Below are 11701 nucleotides of genomic sequence, written 5' to 3'. Positions count from 1 at the left end.
CCCAACACCCGCCTGCAATAAAATACGCCCTCATGAACACCCCAGAACCCCAAGCCGACCTCGACCGCCGCTTCGGCAGTCTTTCCCGCCTCTACGGCCCCGAAGCCCCGACCCGCCTGCGCAACGCCCATGTGGCAATAGCAGGCCTGGGCGGCGTGGGTTCCTGGACCGTCGAAGCCCTGGCGCGCTGCGGGGTCGGCGCGTTGACGCTCATCGACCTGGACCACATCGCCGAATCCAACGTCAATCGGCAGATCCACGCTTTGACCGAGACGCTGGGCCAGTCCAAGGTCGATGCCATGGCCGAGCGCGTGCTGGCGATCAATCCGGAATGCCGGCTGACGCGGGTGGATGACTTCGTTTCGCCCGAGAACGTCGCCCAGGTCCTGCCCGGCCCGTATTCGGTCATCATCGACTGCACCGACCAGGCCGCGGCGAAGATCGCGATGATCCTGCATGCGCGCGAAATCGGCGTGCCCATGCTGTTGTGCGGCGGCGCTGGAGGCAAGACCGATCCGCTGGCCCTGCGCGCCGGCGACCTGTCGGCTGCGGTCAACGATGCACTGTTGTCCAAGCTGCGCAACAAGCTGCGCCGCGAACACGGCTTTCCGCGAGCTTCCGATCAGAACGGCAAAGCACTGAGGCGCGTGCCGAAGATGGGCATCCATGCCCTATGGTTCGACCAGCCCGCCATCCTGCCCGACGCCTGGACTCGCCCCACGGAAGGCGAGGACGACATGGGCGCTTCGGGCCAGACCCTGGCGCCGCAAGGCCTGTCCTGCGCCGGCTATGGCTCGGTCGTGACCGTCACGGCCGCCATGGGCATGGCGGCCGCCAACGAGGCGCTGCGCCTCGCGGTCTGACAAAGACGCTACAACGCCACGAACACCACGCCGTCCTCGATCCTGACCGGATAGGCGGCAATGTTCTCGCGCAGCGGCGAACAGAGCGCGCGCCCGTCGCGCACGTCGAAGCGCCCCTGATGCAGCGGACATTCGATCTCATGCCCCTCTAGAAAGCCGTCGCACAGCCGCGCATTGCCGTGCGTACAGAGATTGGCGGTGGCGTAGACCTCGCCGTCCACGCCATACAGCGCGATCTCGCGGCCGCCGGCCTGCACGGCGATGACGTCGTCTTCAGGCACCTCGTCCCGCGCGATGGCCTTGATCCATTGCGTGCTCATTGCTGTCGTGTCCTTTCTCAGATGGGGTAGATAAGCGAATTCGGCACCAGCTCGCTGTCGAAGATGCAGAGCCGCGATTCGAACTTGAGCCCGTCGGGGCCGCGCCGGACCACGTCCAGATAACGGCCCACGTTGAACACCGTGGTCAGTTGGCTGGGCTTGGTGCGGAACACGGCGTAGTTGGCCTCGGACTCGATGCGGTCGCCCTGTACCGACAGCACTCGCGGCGCGCCCACCACGTGGCGCTGGTAGTAGGGATCGTGGAAGATGGTGTCGGTGGCGCCGTAGATGCGGTCCTTCAGCATGCCGCGGCTTTCGAAGGACATGGTTGCCAGCGGATAGCCGCGCTCGTGGTTCTCGCGCGGCAGCACCTTGTACACGCAGTCTTCCAGGAAAAACTCGGGCCACTTTTCCCATTGTTCCGCGTCCAGCGCGGCGGCGTAGTCGTTGTACAGGCAGGTCAGTTGGTAGTAGAGGGGAAAGTCCAGCATCGTCAGGCCTCCATGACCCGACGCCAATACGCGTACATGCCGCGGATCAGCGTTTCCGTGACCATGTGGTCGGTGTTTTCGGCGGTCTTGCCGCCCAGTTCCGCCACGCTGCGGTGCCAGGGCTTCTGTTCGAAGCCGGATTGCGAGAACTCGATGACCTCGCCGTCGTCCGCCGACACGAAGCCCGCCGGGCCGAACAGATTGGCCTGGCGCAGCCGGCGGCGCGTCATCTCGGGCGTATCGTCGGCGAAACCGAAGTGCGTCCAGACGAAGTCGAAGGCGTCGTGGCCCACCGGCTGGATGTGGCGCGTGGACAGCGAGTTCACCTGCTGCTGGATGATGACGCTGGGAAACAGCGTCATCAGCACGGCGGTGGGGCCGTTCCACCAGGGCTCCGGCACGATGTCGAGAAAGCGGTCGTCGTTCAGCGACATCTGCTCCTTGAAGCTGGACACGCCGCTGGTCACGCTGCCCTTGCCGCCCTGGCCGCGCGTCGAGATCATGGCGGCGTGGCGCAAGTGCCGGTCCATCTTCAGCTCGGAGCGGTTGTCGGCCCGCCACAGGCCGAAGGTGACGAACCAGGTGTGCAGCAGGCCCGGATGATACGGATCCTTGATGTTTTCCTGCATCAGCTTCCAGTTGCCGGGGATGCGCTGGCGGCTGTAGCCGTGGATCACCAGTTCGCGGCCGTCGAAGACGCGGTCGAAATAATGCAGGATGTCCGGCCCCAGATAATCCTCCAGCGGCTCGACGTCGTGGTCGAACGAGGCGAACACCACACCGTTGCGGCAGGCCACGGCCAGCTTGGTCAGGCCGTGCTCTTGCGGGTTGAAGTCGGGCGGCATGCCGCCGTTGACCTTGCCGTCCTGCTTGACGCCGCGGCGGAACGGCACGCCGATCAGATTGCCCTGCAGGTCGTAGTTCCACTGGTGGTACGGACAGACGAATTCGCTGCGGTTGCCCGAACGTTCGCGGCAGAACTGCACGCCGCGGTGGGCGCACACGTTTTCCACCACGCGCACCTGGCCGTCGTTGTCGCGCAGCAGGATGACCGAGCGTTCGCCCACCGCAGTGCGCTTGAAGTCGCCCGGGTTCGGGATCTCGGCTTCCAGGCCCACGTAGCTCCAGTGCGCGCGGTAGAAGAACCGCTCCATTTCGCGCTGATGCAGGGCGGCGTCGGTGTAGACGCCGAAGGGGATGCGGTGGGATCCGTCGTCCTGCCAGCGCGGGGCGAATTGGATGGGCTGCTCGGGGGCGTTCATGATCCGCTCCGGCGACAGGGCGCGGCGGCGGACAGCGTACAGGTACGCATGGCGTGTCTCCTTGGTTCGGCGGACCGCGGGCGCGATCCAGCAGAGCCGGCGCGGCATGGGCGCTGGCGTTTTTTGCATCATCGGGCAGAAGGTGAAATAAATAAATAGAATCTGCTTGATGAGATAAATCACCAGAATCAATATTGGTGGAGACAGCCCATGAACCTGCAAGACGTGGACCTGAACCTGCTGGTCGTCTTCAACGAACTGCGCAAGCACGGCCGGGTGTCGGCCGTGGCCGAGAGCCTGGGCATCTCGCAGCCGGGCGTCAGCAATGCGCTGGGCCGGTTGCGCAAGCTGTTGGGCGACGAGCTGTTCCTGCGGACCTCGCGCGGCATGGTGCCCACGCCCTACGCGCAGGATCTGGCGCAGCCCATCGCCGCCGCGCTGGAGGCGCTGCACAGCACCCTGAACGCGCGCGCCGCGTTCGACCCCGCGCATAGCGGTCGTGCCTTCGTGATCGGCGTGAACGATGTGGGCGAGACCTATTTCCTGCCGCGGCTGATGCGCGCGCTGGACCGCGCCGCGCCCGGCGTCACGGTGCGCACCGTGCGCACCACCTCGATCGACGTGAAGGACGAGATGGAGCGCGGCCGCATCGATCTGGCCATGGGCTTCCTGCCCGATTTGAAGAGCGGCTTCTTCCAGCGGCTGCTGTTCCGCCAGCCCTATGTGTGCATCTTCCGCCGCGACCATCCGCTGGCGCGCACCGGGGTCTCGGCGCGGCAGTTCCGCGCGGCCGAGCACGTGGCCATCGCCTCGGAAGGCACGGGCCACGGCGTGGTCGACCAGGTGATAGGGCAGGCCGGCATCCGGCGGCGCCTGCGCCTGACGGTGCCGCACTTCATTGCGGTGGGGCCGGTGCTGGCCGCCACCGACATGATCGCCGTGGTGCCGCAGCGCTTTGCCGACTGCGCCTGCGGTCCGTTCGGCCTGGCAACCGCGCCCTGTCCGGTGAAGATCCCGGAGTCCGTCATCAACGTGTTCTGGCACGCCCGCAACCACCGAGAGCCCGCCAACCAGTGGCTGCGGCAGGTGGTGGTCGACGAGTTTGCGGATTAAGTGTCGCGCAGCGTTACCGGAAACCAGCCGCGCAGCGCATTGGACAGGCGGATTTCCTCGGCGGCATGCAGGTCGGCCAGGGTCAGGACGCGTTCTTCCACCTTGCCCGTTTCGAGCAGTTCGGCGCGCTGCACGCCGGGCAGGCAGCCGCTGTCCACGGGCGGCGTGTACCAGTCGCCATCCAGGCGCAGATAAACGTTGCTGCGGCTGCCTTCGCAGAGTTCGCCGCGCTCATTCAGGTAGAGCAGATCGAAGATGTGCGGATGCGACGGCAGCCATTCGATGGTCTTGGTGTACCAGGGGCGGTAGGTGGTCTTGTAGCGCAGCAGCGGTTCGGATGAACGCAGCGCTTCGGGCGCCAGCATGGCTTCCTGTGCGGGTTGCAGGGGCGGCAGCGGCGCGGTCTGGATGTTGCGGCTGCCGTCGCGCGCCACCAGCAGGCGCAGCCGGTGCGGCCCCGGCGTGGCCAGGCCCAGCGCGGTGATCATGATGTCGGCTTCGACGGCCCGGCTTCCCCAGCCGTAGCCCAGGGCCTTGCAGGACGCTTCCAGACGCTTGAGGTGGCGCCCCAGCAGTGGCACGCGTCGTTCGGCATCGACCAGGATGGTCTCGATCAGTTCGGGTTGCATGGGACTCTCCTGGCGTAAAGGCGCGCTGCGGCCGCGCTCTATCCTACTACCGATGGCGGCCGGCGCGCAGGGGCGCCGGACATCCGGACTGTGGCCTCAGGCCCGCAAGATCCGGGCCTTCCAATGGCATTCCTGCCATTCCTCGGCCGGGTCGGAATCGTGCACGATGCCGCCGCCCACGCTATAGATGCCGTGGCCGGCGTGGTCCAGGACCAGGGTGCGGATGGCGACGTTCAGCGAGAAGTCGCCGTCCGGCGCCAGCCAGCCGATGCTGCCACAATACAGGCCGCGCGGCGCTGTTTCCATCTGGCGGATGCGGCGCATGGCCGCGACCTTGGGGGCGCCGGTAATGGAGCCGCAGGGAAACAGCGCGCGCAGCACCTCTTCCAGCGAGGCGTGCGGCGCCAGCGCCGACACTGTGGACGTCATGGTCCAGACGGTGGGATAGCGCTCCAGCGAGAACAGCGCGTCGACCCGCACCGAGCCCGGCTCGGCCAGCCGGCCCAGATCGTTGCGCAGCAGGTCCACGATCATCAGGTTTTCGGCGCGGTTTTTTTCGCTGGCCAGCAGCGCCTGGCCCAGCCGTTCGTCCTCGGCCGGATCGGGGTCGCGCGGGGCCGTGCCCTTCATCGGGCGCGTGGTCAGGCGCGGGCCGTCGCGGCGCACGAACAGTTCGGGCGAAAACGACAGCACCGTGCGTTCGCCGTCCTGGATGAACGCGCCGTGCGCCACCGGGTTGCGGGCGGCGATGCGCCGGTACAGGGTGGCCGCGTCGCCCTGGAATTGCAGGTCCAGCGGCTGGGTGTAGTTCACCTGATACAGCTCGCCGTCGCCGATCAGGCCGCGGATGGCTTCGATCTGGCGCACGTAGTCGGCCTCGGTCATGCGCGGCGCGGGCAGGCTGATGGCGGCTGGCGCGCTGCCTGCATCCGGCGCGTCCCAGGGCGCTTCGTCGTGCTTGCTTTCGAATGCAAGCGCCGTCAGGCGTGGCCTGGCGTCGTCGCGCGGCGGCGTCCAGGGGCCGGCGGGCGGCGCCAATGCGGCTTCGGGCAACAGCCATTCGCCCAGTTCGTAGTCCAGCAACAGGGCGATCCAGCGCCCCTGCCGCCGCTGCGCCTCGATGGCGGCCAGGGCCGGGGCGACCTCGGCGGCGCAGCGCGCCTCGATCCGCGAGCACAAGCCCTCGAATCGCAGCGCGCGGCCCGCCAGCCGGTCTTCAAAGCGACATTCCATGCTTCTTACTGCTGTTGATGTGCCAGGAATTCCTTCAGGACCCGCCCGGTATGGGAATGGTCGCTCAGGGTCATAACGTGTTCGGGCGAGCCTTCGCCCACCAGCTTGCCGCCGCCCGTGCCGCCTTCGGGGCCCAGGTCCAGCAGCCAGTCGGCTTCGGCGATCACGTCCAGGTTGTGCTCGATCACCACCACAGTATTGCCGGCTTCCACCAGCCGGTGCAGCACGTGGATCAGCTTTTCCACATCGGCCATCGACAGGCCGACGGTGGGCTCGTCCAGCACGTACAGCGTATGCGGGATGCGCGAGGCGCGGCCGGTCTTGATCAGACCGTCGGTGAGACGGGCCTTGGACAGCTCGGTCACCAGCTTGATGCGCTGTGCTTCGCCGCCTGACAGCGTGGGGGAGGGCTGCCCCAGCGTCAGGTAGCCCAGACCCACGTCCTGCATCAGCTGCAGGGGACGATGGATCTTGGGATGCGCGGCGAAGTAGCCGATGGCGTCGTCCACTTCCATGGCCAGCAGTTCGCCGGCGTTCTTGCCGCGCATCTGCACGCTGAGGGTGTCGTTGTTGAAGCGCGCGCCGTTGCAGGCGTCGCAAGGCACCTTCACGTCCGGCAGGAAGTTCATCTCGATGGTGCGCATGCCCTGGCCTTCGCAGATCGGGCAGCGGCCGTCGCCGGTGTTGAACGAGAAGCGCGCCGCGGTCCAGCCGCGCATGCGCGATTCCCGGGTGTCGGCGAACTGCTTGCGCACGTCGTCCCAGAAACCCACGTAGGTGGCCGGGCAGGAGCGCGGCGTTTTGCCGATAGGGGTCTGGTCCACTTCCAGCACGCGGTCGATGGCTTCCCAGCCCTTGATGCTGTCGCAGCCGGCCCAGCCCGGCGCCTTGCCTTGCGACACGGCCTGCATCAGGTTGTCCAGCAGCACTTCGCGCGCCAGCGTGGACTTGCCCGAGCCCGACACGCCGGTCACCACGCTCAGGCGGCCGACCGGGATCTTCGCGTCCACGCTGCGCAGGTTGTGCAGGCGCGCACCCTTGATCTCGATCATGGGCGTGTCGGCCTCGACCGGCCGGCGGCCTTGCAGAGGATGCTGCAAGGGCTTGGCCAGGTAGCGGCCAGTGACCGATTCGGGCGCTTCGATCAGGTCCTGCGCGCTGCCCTGGGCCACCACGCGGCCGCCGCGGATGCCCGCGCCCGGACCGATGTCGATGATGTGCGAGGCGCGGCGGATGGTGTCGTCGTCGTGCTCCACCACCACCAGCGTGTTGCCGTTGCCTTCCAGGCGCGCCAGCGCGTCCAGCAGGATGCGGTTGTCGCGCGGATGCAGGCCGATGGTCGGCTCGTCCAGCACGTAGCAGACGCCCTGCAGGTTGGAGCCCAGCTGCGCGGCCAGGCGGATGCGCTGCGCTTCGCCGCCGGACAGCGTCGGCGCGGCCCGGTCCAGCGCCAGGTAGTTCAGGCCCACTTCCTGCATGAAGTTCAGGCGTCCGCGGATTTCCGTGAGAATGTCGCGGGCGATCTCGCCTTCGCGGCCGCGCGCCACCAGTCCGGTGAAGAAGGTATGCGCGTCCGACACCGGCAGCGAGGCGAGTTCGGCGATGGACTTGTCGCGCCAGCGCACGGCGCGGGCCACGCGATTCAGGCGGTCGCCATCGCACTGGGTGCAGACCTTGGCCTCGCCTTCGTACCACGCGTTCCAGGCGGTTTCCTCGCCGGTCTGCTCTTCATCGAAGCCTTGCAGCTGCAGGCCGGTGCCGTAGCAGCCCGTGCACCAGCCATGCTTGGAGTTGTACGAGAACAGGCGCGGATCCGGTTCGGGGAAGCTGGTGCCGCAGGACGGGCAGGCGCGCTTGACCGAGAAGTGCTGCTGCTGGAGGTCGCTGTCCAGCGCCTCGTGCAGCTTGTTCACAGGCCAGACCACGGACATCACGCCCTGGCCGTTTTCCAGCGCGTTCTTGACCGCCGCGCGCAGCTCGGCCTCGTTGGCCGGATCCACGACCACGTCCGCGATCGGCAGTTCGATGGTGTGTTCCTTGTAGCGGTCCAGGCGTGGCCACGGGGCCACGGGAATGAACTCGCCGTCCACGCGCAGGTGCGAGTGCCCCTTGGATCCGGCCCATTTGGCCAGGTCCGTGTAGTAACCCTTGCGGGCCGTGACCAGCGGCGCCAGCAGGCCGATGTGCACGCCCTTGTGCTCGCGCAGCAGCCGCGCCACGATCTGGTCGGTGTTCTGCGGCTCCACCGCCACGTTGCAATCCGGGCAGTATTGCGTGCCCAGCTTGACGTACAAGAGGCGCAGGAAGTGATGGATTTCAGTCATCGTTGCCACGGTGGACTTGCGTCCGCCGCGGCTGGTGCGCTGCTCGATGGCGACCGTGGGCGGGATGCCGAAGATGGCGTCCACGTCCGGCTTGCCGGCCGGCTGCACGATGGCGCGGGCGTAGGCGTTGAGCGATTCCAGGTAGCGGCGCTGCCCTTCGTTGAACAGGATGTCGAAGGCCAGCGTGGACTTGCCCGAACCGGACACGCCGGTGATGACGGTGAACTTGTCGCGCGGGATTTCCACGCTTACGTTCTTCAGGTTGTGTTCGCGCGCATTGCGGATTTCGATCGCCATATTGGCCTGGCGGCGCTCGCGCATCAGGGACTGCAATGGGCGGCCGACGTCCGCGTTGTAGGTTTCGCCGGGCTCGGCGATGCGGGCCGTCAGGCCGGCCTGCTCGACTTCCTGCGCGTCGGCGTCGGTGCTTACCACCACGTCGGCCGGCAGGATGCTGACTTCGTAGTCGCGCAGGGCGGCGCCCGTATGCGACTTGGGGTTGTCCATCAGGTCCTGTGGCGTGCCGGTGCCGATGACCAGGCCGCCGGCGTCGCCGCCTTCGGGGCCCAGGTCGATCAGCCAGTCCGCCGCGCGGATCACGTCCAGGTTGTGCTCGATCACCAGCAGCGTGTGGCCGGCGGCCAGCAACTTGCGGAACGCGCGCATCAGCCGCGCCACATCGTCGAAGTGCAGGCCGGTGGTGGGCTCGTCGAACAGGAACAGGCTGCCCTTCTTGGCGACCTTGGCGGTGGAGATGCCGCTGCGCGCGGCTTCGGCCAGGTGGCCGGCCAGCTTCAGGCGCTGAGCCTCGCCGCCCGACAGGGTGGGCACGGGCTGGCCCAGCCGCACGTATTCCAGGCCCACGTCGGCCAGCGGCGCCAGGCCCGTCTGCACGTCGCGCAGGCCCTTGAAGAAGTCCAGCGCCTCGCTGACCGTCATCTCCAGCACTTCATCGATGGACGCGCTCTTGCCCAGATGCTCGACGCGCACTTCCAGCACTTCCGGGCGGAAACGCTTGCCGTCGCAGTCCGGGCAGCGCAGGTACACGTCCGACAGGAACTGCATTTCCACGTGTTCGAAGCCGGTGCCGCCGCAGGTGGGGCAGCGGCCGTCGCCGCCGTTGAAGCTGAACGTGCCGGCCGTGTAGGCGCGCTCGCGCGCCAGCGGTGCCTGGGCGAACAGCTTGCGGATCGCGTCGAACGCGCCCACGTAGCTGGCCGGGTTGGAGCGCGCGGTCTTGCCGATAGGGGTCTGGTCCACCATGACCACATCGGCGATCTGTTCGGCGCCCAGCAGGCGCTCGAAGGCGCCCGGCGCTTCCGATGGCTTGCCCTTCTGCTTGAGCAGGGCGGGGTAGAGCACGTCCTGCACCAGCGTGGACTTGCCCGAGCCGGACACGCCGGTCACGCAGACCAGGCGGCCCAGCGGCAGCTCGACGGAGACGTTCTTCAGGTTGTGCGCGCTGACGCCTTCCAGCAGCAGGCGCGGCGTGTTCGCCGCCACCGGCATGGGGCGGGGCGCTTCCACGCGCTGGCGGCCGCCCAGGTAGTCGCCCGTCAGCGTGCGCGCCGAGCGCAATTGCGACGGCGTGCCGTCGAAGACGATCTGGCCGCCGCGTTCGCCGGGGCCGGGGCCGATGTCGATGATGCGGTCCGCGGCGACCATGACCTGCGGATCGTGCTCCACCACCACCAGCGTGTTGCCGGCGTTGCGCAGCCGGTGCATGACTTCGACGACGCGGTGCATGTCGCGCGGGTGCAGGCCGATGGACGGCTCGTCCAGCACGAACAGGGTGTTTACCAGCGAGGTGCCCAGCGCCGTGGTCAGGTTGATGCGCTGCACTTCGCCGCCAGAAAGCGTTCGGCTCTGGCGGTCCAGCGTCAGGTAGCCCAGGCCCACGTCGCACAGGAACTTGAGGCGCGCGCGCACCTCGGTCATGAGCAAGTCGGTGGCGGCGTCCAGCGCGCCTGAGAACGACAGCGTGTCGAAGAAGGTCCGCACCCGTTCGATGGGCAGCAGCATCACGTCATGGATGGACAGGCCGCCCAGGTTGTCGAGCTGCTCGCGGCTCCAGTTGGCGCTCACCGGCATGAAGCGCTTGTAGCGGCCGTCTTCCGGCGGCAGCACGGTGTCGGCTTCTTCCTTGGTGCCCAGGCGCCAGAGCAGCGCGTCGGGCTTGAGGCGCGCGCCATTGCAGGTGGGGCAGGGCGTGTAGCTGCGGTACTTGGACAGCAGCACGCGCACGTGCATCTTGTAGGCCTTGGTTTCCAGCCAGTCGAAGAAGCGCTGCACGCCATACCACTGGTGCTTCCAGGCGTCGTTGCCGCCCTTCCAGTCGGGAGTGCCATAGAGCACCCAGCGCTTGTGCTCTTCGCTTATCTTTTTCCAGGGCACGCCCAGCGGCACGCCGGCCTTGGGCGCGTATTTCTGAAGTTCGTCCTGGCATTCCTTGTACGACGGCGTGGTCCAGGGCTTGATGGCGCCTTCCAGCAGGGTCTTGTTTTCGTCCGGAATGACCAGGCCGAAATCGATGCCGATCACGCGGCCGAAGCCGCGGCAGGCCTCGCATGCGCCCAGGGGTGAATTGAACGAGAAGCTGCTGGGCAGGGGATCGGTGTATTCGATGTCGCAGTCGGCGCAATGCAGGCGGTCGCTGTACTTCCAGATGTGGGCGTTGCCGCCCTCGGCGTCCATGACGTACACGGCCAGGTGGCCGGCGCCCATGCGCAGCGCCGTGTCCAGCGCTTCCATGATGCGTTCGCGTTCGGTGCCGGCGAAGCGGAAGCGGTCCTGCACCACGTGCAGGATGCGGCGTGATTCAGTGCTGCCTTTTGCGGCCTTGGCCTTCTTGGCGCCCTTGGCCGGGGCGGCTGTGCGCGGCGCGGCGTTTTCCTCGGCGTGCACGCGGGTGTAGCCCTGCTGCTCCAGGAAGCCGCGCACTTCCTCTTCGGTGAAGTTGGCGGGAACGGCAATGGGAAAAGTCACCACCAGCCGCGGATCGCCGGCGGCGGCGGCGCGTTCGGCCAGCGAGTGGTACACGGAATCCGGCGTGTCGCGCCGCACCACCTTGCCGCACCCGCGGCAATACAGTTTGGCGCCGCGCGCGAACAACAGCTTCAGGTGGTCATTCAGTTCCGTCATCGTGCCGACCGTGCTGCGCGAGCTGCGCACCGGATTGGTCTGGTCGATGGCGATGGCGGGCAGGATGCCTTCGATGCGGTCCACCTGCGGTTTGTCCATGCGGTCCAGGAACTGGCGCGCATAGGGCGAGAAAGTTTCCACATAACGCCGCTGCCCCTCGGCGTACAGGGTGTCAAAGGCCAGCGAACTTTTGCCGGACCCCGACACGCCGGTCACGACGACCAGTTCGCCGGTGGCGATGGTCAGGTCCAGGTTCTTGAGATTGTTCTGGCGGGCGCCAACGATGCGAATTTGGGAGCTCATGGACGGTATCGTAGCCTGAGGG

The 11701-nt window shown here is 67.3% G+C and carries 8 protein-coding genes; 2 read left to right on the top strand and 6 right to left on the bottom strand.

From position 1 onward, the window contains the following. The first annotated feature begins 32 nt into the window (after positions 1-32). On the top strand, positions 33-863 hold the full coding sequence (locus tag DXK93_RS07150; protein WP_119449713.1) for a ThiF family adenylyltransferase: 831 nt from the start codon (positions 33-35) through the stop codon (positions 861-863). 8 nt (positions 864-871) lie between these two features. Here DXK93_RS07150 and DXK93_RS07145 read toward each other — a convergent pair whose 3' ends face one another. The 3 genes from DXK93_RS07145 to DXK93_RS07135 are packed head-to-tail and all read right to left on the bottom strand — an operon-like array spanning position 872 to position 2936. Then, positions 872-1183, bottom strand: coding sequence for a non-heme iron oxygenase ferredoxin subunit (locus DXK93_RS07145; RefSeq protein ID WP_054457428.1), 312 nt, complete (start codon positions 1181-1183; stop codon positions 872-874). A 17-nt stretch (positions 1184-1200) separates the two neighbouring features. Next, positions 1201-1674: a nuclear transport factor 2 family protein gene (locus DXK93_RS07140; protein WP_054457426.1), complete on the bottom strand. Its 474-nt coding sequence runs from the start codon at positions 1672-1674 to the stop codon at positions 1201-1203. Between the two features lie 2 nt (positions 1675-1676). Next, positions 1677-2936 carry an aromatic ring-hydroxylating dioxygenase subunit alpha gene (locus DXK93_RS07135; RefSeq protein WP_054457613.1) on the bottom strand — a complete coding sequence of 420 codons (1260 nt, stop codon included), beginning with the start codon at positions 2934-2936 and terminating at the stop codon, positions 1677-1679. Positions 2937-3146: 210 nt separating this feature from the next. Here DXK93_RS07135 and DXK93_RS07130 point away from each other — a divergent pair, with 210 nt between their 5' ends. Beyond that, positions 3147-4049: a LysR family transcriptional regulator gene (locus tag DXK93_RS07130; protein WP_054457424.1), complete on the top strand. Its 903-nt coding sequence runs from the start codon at positions 3147-3149 to the stop codon at positions 4047-4049. Here DXK93_RS07130 and DXK93_RS07125 read toward each other — a convergent pair. From DXK93_RS07125 to uvrA, 3 genes are all read right to left on the bottom strand, one after another. Next, the gene (locus DXK93_RS07125) at positions 4046-4678 is read right to left on the bottom strand and encodes an aminotransferase class IV family protein (RefSeq protein ID WP_119449712.1); all 633 of its coding nucleotides are present in this window, start codon (positions 4676-4678) and stop codon (positions 4046-4048) included. The genes DXK93_RS07130 and DXK93_RS07125 overlap by 4 nt on opposite strands. Positions 4679-4774: 96 nt before the next feature. Further along, entirely contained in the window at positions 4775-5911 is a 1137-nt protein-coding gene (locus tag DXK93_RS07120; RefSeq protein ID WP_119449711.1) for an aminodeoxychorismate synthase component I, read from the bottom strand. A 5-nt stretch (positions 5912-5916) separates the two neighbouring features. Then, a complete protein-coding gene (uvrA, locus tag DXK93_RS07115) occupies positions 5917-11679 on the bottom strand; it encodes an excinuclease ABC subunit UvrA (protein WP_119449710.1) in 5763 nt (1920 codons plus the stop codon). Positions 11680-11701: the final 22 nt, after the last annotated feature.

The sequence above is a fragment of the Achromobacter sp. K91 genome (assembly GCF_003576205.1).
Classification (GTDB): Bacteria; Pseudomonadota; Gammaproteobacteria; order Burkholderiales; family Burkholderiaceae_B; genus Achromobacter; species Achromobacter aegrifaciens.
This window is presented reverse-complemented; position numbering and strand designations above follow the sequence as displayed.

Bases quoted from the DNA above. Each gene is read 5' to 3' on its own strand.
- DXK93_RS07140 (WP_054457426.1), bottom strand. From the start codon at position 1,674: ATGCTGGACTTTCCCCTCTACTACCAACTGACCTGCCTGTACAACGAC.
- DXK93_RS07120 (WP_119449711.1), bottom strand. From the start codon at position 5,911: ATGGAATGTCGCTTTGAAGACCGGCTGGCGGGCCGCGCGCTGCGATTC.
- DXK93_RS07150 (WP_119449713.1), top strand. From the start codon at position 33: ATGAACACCCCAGAACCCCAAGCCGACCTCGACCGCCGCTTCGGCAGT.
- DXK93_RS07130 (WP_054457424.1), top strand. From the start codon at position 3,147: ATGAACCTGCAAGACGTGGACCTGAACCTGCTGGTCGTCTTCAACGAA.
- DXK93_RS07125 (WP_119449712.1), bottom strand. From the start codon at position 4,678: ATGCAACCCGAACTGATCGAGACCATCCTGGTCGATGCCGAACGACGC.
- DXK93_RS07145 (WP_054457428.1), bottom strand. From the start codon at position 1,183: ATGAGCACGCAATGGATCAAGGCCATCGCGCGGGACGAGGTGCCTGAA.
- DXK93_RS07135 (WP_054457613.1), bottom strand. From the start codon at position 2,936: ATGAACGCCCCCGAGCAGCCCATCCAATTCGCCCCGCGCTGGCAGGAC.
- uvrA (WP_119449710.1), bottom strand. From the start codon at position 11,679: ATGAGCTCCCAAATTCGCATCGTTGGCGCCCGCCAGAACAATCTCAAG.